Source organism: Klebsiella sp. D5A, assembly GCF_001620885.1.
Classification (GTDB): domain Bacteria; phylum Pseudomonadota; class Gammaproteobacteria; order Enterobacterales; family Enterobacteriaceae; genus Klebsiella; species Klebsiella variicola.
In genome coordinates, this window is sequence record NZ_LOAR01000005.1 from 148,209 (window position 1) to 163,562 (window position 15,354).

15 protein-coding genes are annotated in these 15,354 nt (G+C 58.6%); 4 read left to right on the forward strand and 11 right to left on the reverse strand.

The genetic code is table 11. The features are described 5' to 3' along the window. The first annotated feature begins 37 nt into the window (after positions 1-37). Entirely contained in the window at positions 38-190 is a 153-nt protein-coding gene (hokA, locus tag AS136_RS08670; protein WP_012967075.1) for a type I toxin-antitoxin system toxin HokA, read from the forward strand. 301 nt (positions 191-491) lie between these two features. Continuing rightward, positions 492-2,111, forward strand: coding sequence for an ATP-binding cassette domain-containing protein (locus AS136_RS08675; RefSeq protein WP_023323380.1), 1,620 nt, complete (start codon positions 492-494; stop codon positions 2,109-2,111). 98 nt (positions 2,112-2,209) lie between these two features. Here the strand turns inward: AS136_RS08675 and cspE are convergent, their stop codons facing one another. The 3 genes from cspE to AS136_RS08690 all read right to left on the reverse strand — a co-directional run bounded on the left by cspE (position 2,210) and on the right by AS136_RS08690 (position 4,566). Beyond that, a complete protein-coding gene (gene cspE, locus AS136_RS08680; protein ID WP_000014594.1) occupies positions 2,210-2,422 on the reverse strand; it encodes a transcription antiterminator/RNA stability regulator CspE in 213 nt (70 codons plus the stop codon). A gap of 252 nt (positions 2,423-2,674) precedes the next feature. After that, positions 2,675-2,965 carry an HTH-type transcriptional regulator gene (locus AS136_RS08685; protein ID WP_002921931.1) on the reverse strand — a complete coding sequence of 97 codons (291 nt, stop codon included), beginning with the start codon at positions 2,963-2,965 and terminating at the stop codon, positions 2,675-2,677. 245 nt (positions 2,966-3,210) lie between these two features. Continuing rightward, a complete protein-coding gene (locus tag AS136_RS08690; protein WP_023323379.1) occupies positions 3,211-4,566 on the reverse strand; it encodes an MFS transporter in 1,356 nt (451 codons plus the stop codon). Positions 4,567-5,007: 441 nt separating this feature from the next. Between AS136_RS08690 and AS136_RS08695 the strand changes: the two genes are divergently transcribed. After that, a complete protein-coding gene (locus tag AS136_RS08695; protein ID WP_012540337.1) occupies positions 5,008-5,718 on the forward strand; it encodes a DUF3053 domain-containing protein in 711 nt (236 codons plus the stop codon). Between the two features lie 108 nt (positions 5,719-5,826). Here the strand turns inward: AS136_RS08695 and ghrB are convergent, their stop codons facing one another. The 6 genes from ghrB to AS136_RS08725 form a co-directional block, all read right to left on the reverse strand. Continuing rightward, on the reverse strand, positions 5,827-6,798 hold the full coding sequence (ghrB, locus tag AS136_RS08700) for a glyoxylate/hydroxypyruvate reductase GhrB (protein WP_022064583.1): 972 nt from the start codon (positions 6,796-6,798) through the stop codon (positions 5,827-5,829). 24 nt (positions 6,799-6,822) lie between these two features. Next, positions 6,823-8,103: an MFS transporter gene (locus AS136_RS08705; protein ID WP_008806888.1), complete on the reverse strand. Its 1,281-nt coding sequence runs from the start codon at positions 8,101-8,103 to the stop codon at positions 6,823-6,825. Between the two features lie 104 nt (positions 8,104-8,207). After that, positions 8,208-9,143: a sugar kinase gene (locus AS136_RS08710; protein ID WP_008806889.1), complete on the reverse strand. Its 936-nt coding sequence runs from the start codon at positions 9,141-9,143 to the stop codon at positions 8,208-8,210. A gap of 3 nt (positions 9,144-9,146) precedes the next feature. Then, on the reverse strand, positions 9,147-9,896 hold the full coding sequence (locus AS136_RS08715) for a sugar phosphate isomerase/epimerase family protein (RefSeq protein WP_008806890.1): 750 nt from the start codon (positions 9,894-9,896) through the stop codon (positions 9,147-9,149). 111 nt (positions 9,897-10,007) lie between these two features. Beyond that, the gene (locus AS136_RS08720) at positions 10,008-11,024 is read right to left on the reverse strand and encodes a LacI family DNA-binding transcriptional regulator (RefSeq protein WP_008806891.1); all 1,017 of its coding nucleotides are present in this window, start codon (positions 11,022-11,024) and stop codon (positions 10,008-10,010) included. 103 nt (positions 11,025-11,127) lie between these two features. Continuing rightward, entirely contained in the window at positions 11,128-11,790 is a 663-nt protein-coding gene (locus tag AS136_RS08725; protein ID WP_002921917.1) for an OmpA family lipoprotein, read from the reverse strand. 167 nt (positions 11,791-11,957) lie between these two features. On the opposite strand from AS136_RS08725, the gene AS136_RS08730 reads away from it, so the two are divergent. Further along, positions 11,958-14,288 carry a molybdopterin guanine dinucleotide-containing S/N-oxide reductase gene (locus AS136_RS08730; protein ID WP_023323378.1) on the forward strand — a complete coding sequence of 777 codons (2,331 nt, stop codon included), beginning with the start codon at positions 11,958-11,960 and terminating at the stop codon, positions 14,286-14,288. On the opposite strand, the gene AS136_RS08735 is transcribed toward AS136_RS08730, so the two are convergent. Next, a complete protein-coding gene (locus AS136_RS08735) occupies positions 14,257-14,697 on the reverse strand; it encodes an N-acetyltransferase (protein WP_008806893.1) in 441 nt (146 codons plus the stop codon). The genes AS136_RS08730 and AS136_RS08735 overlap by 32 nt on opposite strands. Further along, positions 14,675-15,256 (reverse strand): DNA-3-methyladenine glycosylase I, encoded by a 582-nt coding sequence (gene tag / locus AS136_RS08740; protein ID WP_008806894.1) that lies wholly within the window; start codon positions 15,254-15,256, stop codon positions 14,675-14,677. Before tag ends, AS136_RS08735 begins: the two co-directional genes overlap by 23 nt. Positions 15,257-15,354: the final 98 nt, after the last annotated feature.

The window sequence follows — 15,354 nt, forward strand, 5'->3', positions numbered from 1 at the left end:
CCTCTTACTTGTTGAAAATCAACACTGGAGGCGAGGAATGCCGCAAAAGTATCTGTTGTTTGGCTTAGTAGTGATTTGCTTCACTATTTTATTATTGACCTGGATGGTTCGTGATTCGCTATGTGAATTACAGCTCAGGCAGGGAAATATTGAGCTGGTGGCATTCTTAGCCTGTGATATTAAACAGTAAGAGCATCTGGTGGGGATCTATCCCCACCATGCTTGCAGTGTCAGGCATTCTCAATGCACCCTTTCATTGTTCACCAAATAAATCATTTGCCTCCTGATATCAGGAGGCCTTTTTATTTTTACACGATCGTTGAATAAAACAGGCTTGCAACGCATACCGGAGTGTGGCTATCCTATGTCCCGACGAATTCCTCGTCTCACCGGAGCGCGCCTCACAAATGAACAAACACGACTGATGAATTTCACGCCTTACCTCGCAGATGTTGCGGGTAGGGGAGTATTGATTTCATTCAGGAGTGCTTATGGCTCATTGCGCCCATATCCCCGCTTTTGTTTTACATCAGGTCACCTGTCAGTTTGCGACGGGAGATACGCTATTTGGTCCGCTGAATTTATCGCTGGAATCGTCGCTTTGCGGCCTGGTCGGCCGGAACGGCGTCGGCAAGACGTGTCTGCTACGTCTGCTGGCCGGTCTGGATTCCCCCGCCGACGGTCATATTGAACGCGCGGCTTCCATTGCCTGGGTGGCGCAGCAGCCGAACGTCACGCCAGAGATGACCCTCGCGGCGCTGCTGGGCTATGCGCCGATATTTGATGCCTTGTCTCGCCTTGAACAGGGTCAAGTGCTGGCTGCCGATTTCGATCTATTGGATGGCCACTGGGATCTCCCCGATCGCCTGAGTTTAGCTTTCCGTGAAGCCGATCTCCCGCCGTTCTCTGCCGATCGTCCCGCTTTTTCACTCAGCGGCGGCGAGCGGATGAAGGCTCTGCTGTGCGGCGCCTTTGTCTCCGGCGCCGATTATCTGCTGCTGGATGAGCCCACCAACCATCTGGACCGCCAGGGGCGGGAGTGGCTCTATCACCAACTGGAAAGCTGGCAGGGTGGGGCTCTGATCGCCAGCCACGACCGCGAGTTACTGACGCGGATGCCGAGGATTATTGAGCTGACGCCGACGGCGCTGCGCAGCTACGGCGGCAACTATGATGAATATCAGCGCCAGCGTATGGCGGAGCAGCAGGCTGCGCGCGCGGCGCTGGAGCATGCTGTGACCGAGCGACGGCGCACCCGCGCGCGAATGCAAAAGGAGCATGACGCCGCGCAGCGGCGCTCGGCTCAGACGCTGCGGACCGTTGATACGCTAAATATCGCCTCGTTTGAACGTGTGAAGTACAAAGGTGCGGCAAAAGAGCGCCCGGGAACGCTGCGCCGTCAGCATCGTGAACAGAACAGCAGTCTGAATGCCGCCGTGCAGCAGGCACGGGAGCGGGTAGAAGACGACAATCCGGTGATGTTCACCCTGCCGGGTAGCGAAGTGGCCGCCGGCAAGCAGGTTCTGGTGGTGGAAGCATTGCAGCTCGCCCATTCACCCGCTGCGCCGCTGGACTGGCGTATGGATGGTCCGATGCGTATTGCGCTAAAGGGACCGAACGGCTGTGGCAAAACCACTTTGCTGAAAACGCTGCTGGGGCTGGAGCAGGCCGTCTCAGGCGATGTCCGGCTGTCGGTGAGCGCGGCTTATCTGGATCAACATCTGACGCAGCTGGATCTGTCGTTATCGGTCATGGCGCACCTGAGCCTGGACGATACCCCGCTGGATGAGGGCCTTCTGCGCACCCGTCTGGCGCAGCTCCAGCTTGGCGCGGATAAGGTCACTCTGCCGCTGGCGACGCTCAGCGGCGGCGAGCGTCTGAAAGCGGCCCTGGCGTGCGTGCTCTGGCGACGCGATCCCGCTCAGCTGCTTTTGCTGGATGAGCCGACCAACCATCTCGATTTAGCATCGACACAGGCTATTGAAAGCGCGCTGGCGGCGTTTCCAGGCGCGATGCTGGTGGTGTCACATGATGAGGCTTTTTTACACGGTCTGAAGCTGACCCATAGCCTGGCGTGGCGGGAGACGGGCTGGCACTTTTCCCTGCTCTGAATGCCCAACAGCCGCCATCGTATGCTGGCGGCTGTTGGCGGCAGATAAAAAAAATCCCCGCCATCAGGCAGGGATTCTCGATTCTTAGCGGCTTGAACTTACAGAGAAGTTACGTTGCCAGCTGCCGGGCCTTTAGCGCCGCTTTCGATGGTGAAGGAAACTTTCTGACCTTCGTCCAGGGATTTGTAGCCATCGTTCTGGATAGCAGAGAAGTGTACGAACACGTCTTTAGAGCCATCGTCAGGAGTGATGAAGCCGAAACCTTTGTCAGCGTTGAACCATTTTACGATACCAGTCATTTTACCGGACATAGTGAATTACCTTTAAAAAAATAAGTGAGCCTTGCGGCGTAGCGGTCTGGACTACAGATTTAAAGCGATAAAGGGAAAGTTCACTACGGGGGTATCTTTGGATAACCTTAGAAGGACTGCTCTATTCGACTGCTCTGTGGTCTGTACATCAAACCTGCGAGCATTAACGCACGTTCAGCACCTGATAGCAAACTTTTTTTTACGGTGCAGCGGCAAAAGCCCCCTTACTGACCCATGCCGCTGCGCGCTGGATTAATCGAGTAACTGTCGTGAAAGCTGTGGATTGGCCTGAATCAGGCGCATCAATTTCAGCTCGGTGGGAGACGGTCTAACCCGTCTCGACTCCCACTCTCTTACCATGGCGACGCTCACGCCCATGACGTTGGCAAAGTCGTCAATCTTAAGTCCAGTGCCTTTACGCAGCTGCTCAAATTCACTAAACACAGTGGACTTACGGTTTGAGGTAAGTTTCTGATTATCATCCTTAAATACGATGTGTTCCAGGCTGCTCAGCAGTTCAAACACGGGATCTTTATATTCCATTGAGAACTCCTTTTATCACACAGCGGAAGAGATTTTTTATAAAGCTCTTTAAGAATAGTCAGAAAATCGTGCAGCGGATGGTAACGTCCGTGATTATTTGCCAACAGGCTATCGAATCGGCCCCGGCAGCCAAACGGCAGTGGAGCCTAAGAGAATGATTACTAACGCGATGAGATGGCTTCGAAAATTTTTGTAAACGGATAAGAAAAAAGCGGCAAAGCCGGCGCGGGCCGCCGGCTTAACAATCAGGCTTTCTGCAGACCTCTCGCGTCGTCTTTCGTCGCCGGCGCGGATTTACTGACCCGGTATTTGATCAGCAGCGCGAGGGCTGACAGGAACGCCGGGATGGCCAGCAGAGTGAAGATGGTTTCAAAGGAGAGCTGCGCCTGCATCAGGAAGGCGCCGCTGAACGCGCCGAGGATCCCGCCGAAGCGGCCGATACCCAGCATCCAGGCGACGCCGGTGGCGCGCCCCTGCGTCGGGTAGAAGCCTGCCGCCAGCGCGGGCATCGACGACTGCGCGCCATTCATAATACTACCGGCGATAAACACCATCACCCCCATCAGCACCAGGCTGCTGGTGGAGAAACCCACCAGGCAGACGCAAACGCCGGTCAGCAACCAGCCGACGGCCACCACCTTGTTGGGATTGATCTTGTCCATCAGGGCGCCAAGGATCAGTACGCCAATCCCGCCGCCCAGCGGGAACAGGGCGGTGATGATGGAGGCCTGACTCATCGAGGCGCCGGTTTCGCGGATCAGCAGCGGCAGCCAGCTGGTCAGGAGGTAGAAAATCAGCAGGCCCATAAAGTAGGTCAGGCACAACATCACGGTACCCACCGCGTAGCGTGGGGAGAAAATGACGCCGATGGCCGATTTCTCTTTCACCTGGCCTGCTTCGCGCAGCTCAAATTCCACCACCTCCGGCAGCGGCGCAATGCGTTTCAGGATGGCGGCAATGCGCTTCGCCGGCTGCTGCTTCACCACCAGATAGCGGGCAGACTCCGGCAGCAGAAAAATTAACGCTACGGCCAGCAGGAGGGGCATCACGCCGCCCAGCACCAGCACGCTCTGCCAGCCATAGTGCGGGATCATCCAGGCGGATAAAAAGCCGCCCAGCGATGATCCCATCGGAAAGCCGACGAACATCAGGTTCACCAGCAGCGCCCGACGGCGCTCCGGCGCATATTCGCTCATCAGGGTGGCCGCATTCGGCATCGCCGCGCCGAGCCCGAGACCGGTCAGGAAACGCAGCAGCGTCAGCTGATTAAGGCTGGTGGCGAAGGCGGTAAGCAGGCTGAATCCGCCGAACACCACGATCGACATAATCAGCACTTTTTTGCGGCCGATGCGGTCAGCCAGCGGCCCCGCGGTTAAGGCGCCGACCGCCAGGCCCACCAGCGCGGCGCTCATCACCGGGCCGAGCGCCGATTTTTCCACGCCCCATTCCTGTACCAGGTCGGAGGCGATAAATCCGATGATCGCGGTGTCGAATCCGTCCATCGCGACGGTGATAAAGCAGAGCGCAAGGATCATCCACTGGTAGCGGGTGAAGGGGTGCTCGTTGATAAAGGCCTGAATGTCGATGGTTGTCTTAGTCATACGGCTTTCCTGGCAGACTGAGCGAGGGACAGAGGTCTGTTTTTATCGTCGTCCTCGCGTCATTGAGTTTGATTTGTGCGATAATCGAACGTATCGCCGTTAATCGCTCATTCATCAAATCATTGAAGTGGGGGGCAGGCAATGCAGGCGTGCGCCAAAGCGTGCGATTATCGTCCGTTTTAGGACGCCACGTCGTACGGAAACTTTTTTAGTGCCATAAAAATCAGATGGTTATATAAACTTCGCTCGCAGAATGTGATGACTATATTTGTGATGTGCATAACAGACGTTCTACACCGCGACGATGGCGTGCGAAATGGCGTTTTTCCTGCGTAAGATTAGCAGTAAAGGGTATCCTGCGAGGCCGAGCTGGACTATCCTTGTCAGCGTCTGGCACGTGTGTGTCGTTGTGCGCTTTTTTTGGCTGAAAGGAGTAAAAAAATGGCGACAGGAAAGTCCTGCTCTCGCTGGTTTGCGGCTATGGCGGCCTTATTGATGGTGGTTAGCCTGAGTGGGTGTTTTGATAAAGAAGGCGATCAGCGCAAAGCGTTTATCGACTTCCTGCAGAATACGGCGATGCGTAGCGGTGAACGTCTGCCGACGCTGACCGCCGATCAGAAAAAACAGTTTGGGCCTTTTGTCTCTGACTACGCGGTGATCTACGGTTACTCGCAGCAGGTGAGCCAGGCGATGGACGCTGGTCTGCGCCCGGTGGTGGACAGCGTCAATGCTATCCGCGTCCCGCAGGACTATATGACCCAGCGTGAGCCGCTGCGTCAGGCGAACGGCGCGCTGGGCGTGCTCAGCCAGCAGTTGCAGAATGCGAAAATGCAGGCCGATGCCGCGCATAGCGCTCTGAAGCAGGCTGACGATCTTAAGCCGGTCTTCGATCAGGTTTACGCCAAGGTGGTGACCGCGCCAGCTGACGCGCTGCAGCCGCTGATCCCGGCCGCGCAAATCTTTACCCAGCAGCTGGTTCAGGTGGGGGATTTTGTCGCTCAGCAGGGGACCCAGGTGAGCTTTGTGGCCAACGGCATTCAGTTCCCCACCTCGCAGCAGGCCAGCCAGTACAATGCGCTGATTGGGCCGCTGGCGGCGCAGCATCAGGCGTTTAATCAGGCATGGACGGCAGCGGTGAACGCCACCCGTTAATGTCTCATCTGGCTGACGTTGGCTGCGGCGAACGAGCAGGATGATGGATAAGATGCAAAAAGAACCCGGGGAGGGCGATTGCCGCCGCTACCCGGGTTTTTTTATGGCTTATTTGACCTGCGGGTTAACGCAGTTTTTCTCTACATTACCGTTCAGGGCATCGATCAGGTTGTCCACCGCGCAGGCCGCCATGTTGTAGCGCGTCTCATGGGTGGCAGAGCCGATATGCGGCAGCGCGACAACGTTTGGTAGGGTTAACAGCGGCGAGTCTTTTGCCAGCGGTTCGTGTTCGAAGACATCAAGGCCGGCAGCATGAATTTCACCCGCCTGCAGAGCAGCGATCAGCGCCTGCTCGTCCACCACCGGGCCACGTCCGGCGTTAATGAAGATGGCGGAAGATTTCATTTTGGCAAACTGCGCCTGACCGAACAGATGATGGGTCTCTTCGCTCAGGGGCAGGATCAAGCAGACGAAATCGGCTTCCTGCAGCAGGGTATCGAGATCGCAATAGCGGGCGTTGAAGCGATCTTCCGCCTGCGGATGCTGGCGGCGCGCGTTATACAGGATCGGCATGCCGAACCCGAAGTGGGCGCGCTGCGCCAGCGCCATACCGATGCGGCCCATGCCGACGATACCTAAGGTTTTATGGTGCACGTCGCAGCCGAACCAGTCCGGGCCAATGCTCTTCGTCCACTCGCCCGCTTTGACGCGCTCCGCCACTTCCACTACCCGGCGCGCGGTGCTCAGCACCAGCGCCATGACCGTATCGGCGACGGTCTCGGTCAGTACGGTCGGGGTATGCATCAGCAGCACCCGGCGAGCGTTCAGCGCCTCGACGTCAAAGTTGTCATAGCCAACGGAAACGGTAGAGGTCGCACGCAGCTTCGGCATCTTCTCCAGCAGCGCGGCGTCAACCTTTTCACTGGAGCCCAGGAGACCTTCGGCCTGGGCGAAGGCCTCTGCGTGCTGCGAAACGGTCTCCGGCCGCAGGTTTTTTACCTGAGTGACGGAAAAGTGCTCCTCCAGGCGCTGTAGCAGGTCGTCGGGAAGCGTTTTATAGAGAATGACAGACGGCTTCATGCGAATCTCCGTAGTAGAAATAGTTCAGGCGTGGTGAGCGCCAAGCGGAATGTTTTGATTATTAGCAGGCTTAACAATCAAAGTCAGCAATACTGAGGCGAAAAGCGCCACCCCCATAAAAATATAGGAGGCTGCGGGGCTGCCGGTGGCACCGTTCAGGTAGCCGACAAACCACGAGCCGCAGAAGGAGCCCAGAGCGCCCATACTGTTGATCAGCGCCATGGCGCCTCCGGCGACGTTACGCGGCAGCATTTCCGGAATAATAGCGAAGAAGGGGCCGTAAGGCGCATACATTGCCGCACCGGCCACCACCAGCAGGGTATAAGACACCCAGAAGTGGTTGGCGCCGACCGCCCAGGAGCCGATGAAGGCCAGTCCGCCAATCAGCAGCAGCGGCCAGACGAACAGCTTACGGTTCTGCATTTTATCGGACGCCCAGGAGACCACGATCATGGCGATAGTCGCCGCCAGATAGGGAACAGAAGAGAGCCAGCCCACTTCCACCATCCCCATATTTTCACCGCCGCTGCGGATAATCGACGGCAGCCACAGTACAAAACCGTACACGCCGATACTCCAGGCAAAGTACTGCGCGCAGAGCAGGATCACGTTGCGGGAGCGGAAGGCTTCGCCATAGTTACGCACCGCTTTGATGCCCTGCTGTTCACGATCCAGTTGTTCCTGCAGCGCGGCTTTTTCACTCTCCGCCAGCCAGTTAACCTGCGACGGTTTGTCTTTTACCAGCACCCACCAGCAGAAGGCCCAGATCACTGCCGGCACCCCTTCGATGATGAACATTTCCCGCCAGCCGAAGGCCTGAATCAGGTAGCCGGAGACCACCGACATCCACAGGACCGTCACCGGGTTACCGAGGATCAGGAAGGTGTTGGCGCGAGAGCGCTCTGATTTGGTGAACCAGTTGCTGATATAGATCAGCATCGCCGGCATCACCGCCGCTTCGACGACGCCGAGGATAAAGCGAATGGCCGCCAGCGCCGGGATATTATGCACAACACCGGTCAGCGAGGCGCAGCCGCCCCAGAGGATCAGGCAGATAAAGATCAGTTTGCGAACGCTGCGGCGCTCCGCATAGATAGCGCCGGGGATCTGGAAGAAGAAGTAGCCGAGGAAGAACAGGGCCCCCAGCAGGGAGGAGATCCCCTTGGTGATGCCCAGGTCTTCGGTAATGCCTGCCGCGGAGGCGAAGCTGAAGTTGGCACGGTCGAGGTACGCCAGGCTATACGTGATAAACACGATAGGCATGATGTACCACCAGCGTTTCGTTGCATTTGTTGAGCTATTCATAGGCTTGCCTCTGTCAATGAGGTGACATCCGTCCGTCGAAACGGACGCTGCTGTGCCGCGCTGCAGGTAGGGTACAGGACGGCTGTTATTGTTGCGTATAAATGTTATTCGCCCAGCGCATCGCGGGTGGGGAGCCCCTCGCTGTCGCCCTGGACCTGAATCGCCAGCGAACCGATTTTATTGCCACGGTTCACCGCCTGAAGCAGGGTTTTGCCTTCCAGCAGGGCGCTAATCACCCCGACGGCAAAGCCGTCGCCGGCGCCGACGGTATCGACGACGTTTTCGACTTTAATGGCATCAACCGTTCCCTGTTCGCCGCTGGCGCTCTTGAACCAGGCGCCGTCGCAGCCGGTTTTAATGACTACCGCCTTGACGCCGCGGGAGAGATAAAAATCGGCGATCCCTTCCGGGGTCTGCTGGCCGGTGAGAATCACGCCCTCTTTTAAGCCTGGCAAAACCCAGTCAGCCTGGAAGGCGAGACGGTTGAGTTTCTCCACCATCTCGGCTTCGCTTTTCCACAGCACCGGGCGCAGATTAGGGTCGAAAGAGAGGGTTTTTCCCTCGGCTTTCATCACCTTCGCCGCATGCTCCAGCAGCGCATATGAGCTTTCAGAGAGCGCGGCGGCCACGCCGCTCAGGTGCAGATGGCGGGCGCTGGTGAAGTAGTCGGCGCGAAAATCGTCCGGCGACAGATGGCTGGCGGCAGAGCCTTTGCGGAAATACTCCACAATGGGATCGGTTCCATTTTCGACTTTCGATTTCATCTGGAAACCGGTAGCGAAGCGGTTGTCGATGGCGACAGCGTGGCTATCGATCCCCTCTTTCGCCAGCGATTGCAGTACGAAGCGGCCAAAGCTGTCGTTGCCGACGCGGCTGACCCAGCCGACCTTCAGACCCAGGCGCGCCAGGCCGGTGGCGACGTTCAGTTCGGCGCCGGCGACACGCTTCATGAAATGCTCCACCTCGGCCAGATCGCCGGTTTCGGTGGCGACAAACATGGCCATGGCTTCGCCGATGGTGATGACATCTAAATTTTCCACGGCTTAATCCTCGCGTAACAGGTTGACGTAGCGGCGGGTCACGGCCGTCAGGTCATGGCCAGTCAGCGGGAACTCGATTCCACGCGGCGCGTCGGCAGGAAGATTATCGAGCAGGGCCAGCCAGCGATCGGCGGCCTGATCCGGCGGTACCGCGCGGAATTTCTCATGATGAGGCTCCGCCGCTTTCACATGAATATAGCTGACCGCCGGCGCAAGGTGGCGTGCCGCCTCTTCCGGCGAGTCGCCGACCCACAGCCAGTTGCCCATATCAAACGTTAAGGTGACCGGCAACTGATGGACCCTGCAGGCGGCTTTGAAGCGCTGCATCGGCGCCAGCTGGCCGCAGTCGGTCTGGTCATTCTCTACCACCAACGCCATGCCGCTGTCGCGGAGGATCTCGCGCAGCTCATCCAACTGCTGATTGTGAAGGAAATGGCCAAGGGAGAGCTTTAGCCACAGGGCGTTAAGGGTTTGCGCTTCCGCGAGCAGCGCCGGGAGTTCCGGGTTGAGCTCGCCGTTATCGGCGAACAGCGCCTGCGGCGCGGAGTAGCAGGCCAGCAGGCCGTGGCGCTCAATGGTGGCCGCCAGCGACGGCAGAGCGTTGAGCTCTTCCGCGCTGCACAGCTCGCGGCGGATTTCGACACCGTCCGCACCGGCGTCGGCGATGAACGGCAGGACAGCGGCCTGGCCGCCTAAGGATTTAACATGGTCATTACCATACGCAGCGGTAACGACAATAATTTTTCTGGCCATCGCGCTCTTACTCCCGGCGTTTGTTGCTTAATCTCCTTAATACGCTAGATGGTATCGGTTCCATAAGAAAGGGCGAGATGTTTAATTTATGATCGGCATCACGAAGGATCGTTAACGGGAGGTTGATCCGCGGACGATAAGCTCGCCGGAGAAGACCCGCTCGCGGATGGGGTCGTTAGTGCCGGCAATGCGCCGAATCACCTGTTCGACCGCGGCGTAGCCGATCTGCCACGTCGGCTGTTTGAGGGTGGTAATACCGACGCCAGCCAGCTCCGCCCACTCCAGTTCGTCGAAGCCCAGCAGGCCGATATCGCTCCCCCAGATCAGGCCGACGCGCTTCAGAGCGCGGGCCACCTGCAGCGTCAGGGCGCCGTTGGCGGAGATGACCGCTTTGCGCATCCCGCGGTGACGGGCGTGGAACTGGCGCAGGACGTTGTCCATCATCGCGCCGTCGTTGAGCTGCACTTCGGCGTTTTCAGCCACCACGCCGTGGTGACGAGTGAGGGTAGCGCGAAAAGCGCTCAGACGCTCGCGGCGGGTATTCACCGAGCCCAGCGGTTCGCTGAGAAACAGGATGGCCTCAAACCCTTTCTCCACCAGGTGTTCGGTGGCGGTGGTGGCGGCCTGGGCGTTATCAAGCCCGACCACATCGCAGGCGAAGTCGGGGATTTTACGGTCAATCAGCACCATCGGCAGGGCCGACTGCTGCAGGCGGTTCAGGCCATCCTCCCGCATACCGACTGCGTTGACCACGATGCCTTCCACCTGGTAGCTGCGCAGCAGGTCCAGGTAGTGCAGTTCCTGATCCAGCTCGTTATTGGTATTACACACCAGCAGGGTGAAGCCTTTTTCCCGGCAGGCCGCTTCAATGCCGCTCATGACATTGACCGAGTAGGGGTTGGTGATATCGGCGATGATCAGGCCAATAAGGCGGGTTCGGCCGTGCTTGAGGCCGCGGGCCATCAGGCTGGGGCGGTAGTCGAGTTCGGCAATGGCTTTTTCAATACGTGATAACAGATCGTCGGAAAGCAGATGCTTCTCGCCGTTAAGATAACGTGAAATGCTGGTTTTGCCGGTCTTTGCGGCTTTCGCCACATCGCTGATAGTTGCACGCGCCGCTTTCGCCATGGTGGCTTCCTTTGCTGAAAATCTGCCAACACCTTAGCGCGAAAAATAGCGATATCAAGCATTTTGCCCGGCAGAGCGGCTGCCGGGCGACATGAGGATGCGCTTATTGCAGCGGGCTGAGGGTAATTTCCACGCGACGGTTCTGCGCTTTGCCTTCCGCCGTGCTGTTGCTGGCGATAGGATTCGCCGGCCCCATGCCGGTGGTGCGAATGCGATTGGCCGCCACGCCCTGAGTGATCAGCGCGCTGGCGACGCTGTCTGCACGCTGTTGCGACAGACGCATATTCAGATCCTTGCTGCCGGTGCTGTCGGTGTAGCCGACGACGTTAACAGCGGTTTTCTCGTACTCTTTCAGCACCATGGCCACGCCGGTCAGGGTGTTGGCGCCGGCCGGCTTCAGGTTGGCGCTATTGCTGTCGAAGGTGACGTTATTCGGCATGTTCAGCACGATATTGTCGCCATTTCGCGTCACGCTGACCCCGGTTCCCTGCATTTTGTCGCGCAGCTTCGCTTCCTGCACGTCCATGTAGTAACCAATGCCGCCGCCGAGCGCCGCGCCGGCCGCTGCGCCAATCAGCGCGCCTTTGCCGCGGTCATGTTTGGAAGAGGAGAGCGCGCCGACGCCAGCGCCCACTAAGGAGCCAATACCTGCGCCAATACCGGATTTACCTGCTTCACGTTCACCGGTATAGGGGTTGGTGGTGCAGCCAGAAATGGCCAGAGTGCCGCTGACCAGCGCCGCAATCATAAGTACGCGTTTTTTCATTTAATGTCCTTAATCCTTTTTATTCTTTGTCACAGCGAACGTGACGGTTGATTATGACGCGTGATTACGTAGAAAATTCCCCGGATACCATCTCATTTTGTAAATAACATTGAACGGTTGCCCATCACGCCGTCATGACACCTGCATTCGCTGACCAGGAGCCGCCCTTGCCAACCTCATCTGCAACCAAAACCATCTTAACCGCCGCCCACTGGGGACCGATGCTGGTGGAAACGGACGGTGAAAACGTCCTCTCTTCCCGCGGCGCGCTGGCGGCACCGTTTGCCAACTCGCTGCAAACGGCGGTGCGCGATCAGGTCCACAGCAAAACCCGCGTGCGCTATCCGATGGTGCGCAAAGGCTTCCTTGCTTCACCGGACAAGCCCCAGGGGGTCCGCGGTCAGGATGAATTCGTGCGGGTGAGCTGGGATCAGGCGCTGGATTTAATTGACGCCCAGCATCGGCGGATCCGCGAAAGCTACGGTCCGCAGTCGATTTTCGCCGGCTCCTACGGTTGGCGCTCTAACGGCGTCCTGCATAAGGCGGCCACCCTGCTGCAGCGCTACATGAGCCTGGCGGGCGGCTATACCGGCCATCTTGGCGATTACTCCACTGGCGCGGCGCAGGCGATCATGCCTTACGTCGTGGGCGGGAATGAGGTGTATCAGCAGCAGACCAGCTGGCCGCTGGTGCTCGAGCACAGCGAAGTGGTGGTGCTGTGGAGCGCCAACCCGCTGAACACCCTGAAAATTGCCTGGAACGCCTCCGACGAGCAGGGGATCCCGTGGTTCGACCGGCTGCGCCAGAGCGGTAAGCGCCTGATCTGCATCGATCCGATGCGATCGGAAACCGTCGATTTCTTTGGCGATTCGATGGAATGGATCGCGCCGCATATGGGCACCGATGTCGCGCTGATGCTGGGGATCGCCCATACGCTGGTGGAGAATAGCTGGCAGGATGATGCGTTTCTTACCCGCTGCACCAGCGGCTACGATATTTTTGCCCGCTATCTGACCGGCGAAAGCGACGGCGTAGCGAAAACCGCTGACTGGGCGGCGGCGATCTGCGGCGTGAAAGCGGATAAGATCCGTGAACTGGCGAAAATTTTCCATGAAAATACCACCATGCTGATGTCTGGCTGGGGCATGCAGCGCCAGCAGTATGGCGAGCAGAAGCACTGGATGCTGGTCACCCTGGCCGCCATGCTGGGGCAGATTGGCACCCCGGGAGGCGGGTTTGGTCTTTCCTATCATTTCGCCAACGGCGGCAACCCGACGCGCCGCGCGGCGGTACTGGGCTCGATGCAGGGAAGCGTCGCCGGGGGCGTGGACGCGGTGGAGAAGATCCCGGTCGCGCGGATCGTCGAGGCGCTGGAGAATCCGGGGGCAGAGTATCAGCACAACGGCATGGCGCGTCGCTTCCCCGATATTCGCTTTATCTGGTGGGCCGGCGGGGCCAACTTTACTCATCATCAGGACACCAACCGCCTGATTCAGGCCTGGCAGAAGCCGGAGCTGATCGTCATCTCCGAATGCTTCTGGACCGCCGCCGCGCGCCATGCCGATATCGTCCTGCCGGCGACCACCTCGTTTGAGCGCAACGATCTGACCATGACTGGAGATTACAGCAATCAGCATCTGGTGCCGATGAAGCAGGTGGTCGCCCCGCGAGATGAAGCGCGCGACGATTTCGCGGTCTTTGCCGACCTCAGCGAACGCTGGGAGGTGGGCGGCCGCGAGCGCTTCACCGAAGGGAAGAGTGATTTGCAGTGGCTGGAGACCTTCTATCAGATCGCCGCCCAGCGCGGGGCTCACCAGCAGGTGACGCTGCCGCCGTTTGCCGAATTCTGGCAGGCTAACCAGCTGATTGAGATGCCAGAGGAGCCGGAGAATGCCCGTTTTGCGCGCTTCGCCGCCTTCCGCGCCGATCCGCAGGCTAATCCGCTGAAAACGGCGAGCGGTAAAATTGAGATCCACTCGCCGACCATCGCCGCCTTTGGCTACGCCGATTGCCCGCCGCACCCGATGTGGCTGGAGCCCGACGAGTGGCATGGCAACGCTGAGGCGGGGCAGCTGCAGCTGCTGTCGGCCCATCCGGCCCACCGTCTGCACAGTCAACTGAACCACACCACGCTGCGCGAACGCTATGCTGTCGCCGGACGCGAACCGGTGACTATTCATCCGCAGGATGCCCGGGCCCGGGGGATTGCCGATGGCGATCTGGTGCGGGTGTGGAACGCCCGCGGTCAGGTGCTGGCCGGCGCGGTGGTGACGGAGGGGATCCGCCCGGGGGTGATTTGCCTGCATGAAGGGGCATGGCCCGACCTGGATCCGCGGGTGGGCATCTGCAAAAACGGGGCGGTGAATGTCTTAACCAAAGATATCCCGACATCCCGGCTGGGCAACGGCTGTGCCGGGAACACCGCCCTGGCGTGGCTGGAGAAATATACCGGCCCGACGCTGCCGCTTACAGCATTTGATCCGCCGGCCAACGCATAATCCACGTCGGGTGCTGAGTGTCGTCCTGCCATGCGCAGTCTTCAATCCGGAAGCCCTGCGCATGGTAGAAACTGACCGCCGATTCGTTCTTCTGGTAAACCTCGAGACTCAGCCAGGCGTAGTGCTGTTTGACTTCATCCAGCAGCGCCCGGCCAATGCCCTGGCGGATGGCGTCCGGCGCGACAAACAGCGCGCCGACGAAGCGGGAGTCCAGCACGCTAACAAAGCCTTTTAATTCCCCATCGCGTTCCCAGACCCAGGTGCTGGCGGCGGGAAGATAGACATCCCGTACCACCGCGACGCTGTCGCGCCAGTAACTTTCGCTGATAAAAGGATGGGCATGAATCGTGCTGTCCAGCCACAGGGCCAGCAGCGGCGCGGTATCTTTAGTGTCCCACTTGCGGATCATCCTGACCTCCAGGGTGACAGAAGCAGCCGGTGATATGGTCGTTGACCAGCCCACAGGCCTGCATAAAGGAATAACAGATTGTCGAGCCGACAAATTTAAAGCCGCGTTTTTTCAATGCCTTCGACAGCGCATCGGAGGCCGGCGTCGTGGTGGGGATCTCCGCCAGCGTCGCGGCGCAGGTCACCTGCGGCTCATTGTTGACGAAGGACCAGACAAAATCAGTGAACGACTCGCCATTTTCTTCCATCGCCAGATAGGCGCGGGCGTTGCCGATAATGGCCTGGATTTTTCCCCGATGGCGAATGATGCCGGCATTCTGCAGCAACTGCTCGACATCGTCTTCCCCCATCGCTGCCACGCGCACCGGGTCGAACTGGTGAAAAGCCTGACGGTAGTTCTGCCGTTTTTTTAACACCGTGATCCATGACAAACCGGCCTGCTGGCCCTCCAGGCAGATCATTTCAAACAGCTGGCGGCCCTCTTTTTGCGCCACACCCCATTCGGTATCGTGATATTCGATATATAACGGATCCTGACTCACCCATCCGCAACGTTGCATAGCTATTTCTCCCTCTGCGCTAAAAAAGTGGACGCCCCGGCTTGACGGCTGAAAGATAAAGATAATAGTTAATACAGGGAAATCGTATCCCCAAAAAA

What these genes read in the sequence shown, in the direction of transcription:
- hokA (WP_012967075.1), top strand. Translation starts at nt 38, where the DNA reads ATGCCGCAAAAGTATCTGTTGTTTGGCTTAGTAGTGATTTGCTTCACT.
- AS136_RS08675 (WP_023323380.1), top strand. Translation starts at nt 492, where the DNA reads ATGGCTCATTGCGCCCATATCCCCGCTTTTGTTTTACATCAGGTCACC.
- cspE (WP_000014594.1), bottom strand. Translation starts at nt 2,422, where the DNA reads ATGTCCGGTAAAATGACTGGTATCGTAAAATGGTTCAACGCTGACAAA.
- AS136_RS08685 (WP_002921931.1), bottom strand. Translation starts at nt 2,965, where the DNA reads ATGGAATATAAAGATCCCGTGTTTGAACTGCTGAGCAGCCTGGAACAC.
- AS136_RS08690 (WP_023323379.1), bottom strand. Translation starts at nt 4,566, where the DNA reads ATGACTAAGACAACCATCGACATTCAGGCCTTTATCAACGAGCACCCC.
- AS136_RS08695 (WP_012540337.1), top strand. Translation starts at nt 5,008, where the DNA reads ATGGCGACAGGAAAGTCCTGCTCTCGCTGGTTTGCGGCTATGGCGGCC.
- ghrB (WP_022064583.1), bottom strand. Translation starts at nt 6,798, where the DNA reads ATGAAGCCGTCTGTCATTCTCTATAAAACGCTTCCCGACGACCTGCTA.
- AS136_RS08705 (WP_008806888.1), bottom strand. Translation starts at nt 8,103, where the DNA reads ATGAATAGCTCAACAAATGCAACGAAACGCTGGTGGTACATCATGCCT.
- AS136_RS08715 (WP_008806890.1), bottom strand. Translation starts at nt 9,896, where the DNA reads ATGGCCAGAAAAATTATTGTCGTTACCGCTGCGTATGGTAATGACCAT.
- AS136_RS08720 (WP_008806891.1), bottom strand. Translation starts at nt 11,024, where the DNA reads ATGGCGAAAGCGGCGCGTGCAACTATCAGCGATGTGGCGAAAGCCGCA.
- AS136_RS08725 (WP_002921917.1), bottom strand. Translation starts at nt 11,790, where the DNA reads ATGAAAAAACGCGTACTTATGATTGCGGCGCTGGTCAGCGGCACTCTG.
- AS136_RS08735 (WP_008806893.1), bottom strand. Translation starts at nt 14,697, where the DNA reads ATGATCCGCAAGTGGGACACTAAAGATACCGCGCCGCTGCTGGCCCTG.
- tag (WP_008806894.1), bottom strand. Translation starts at nt 15,256, where the DNA reads ATGCAACGTTGCGGATGGGTGAGTCAGGATCCGTTATATATCGAATAT.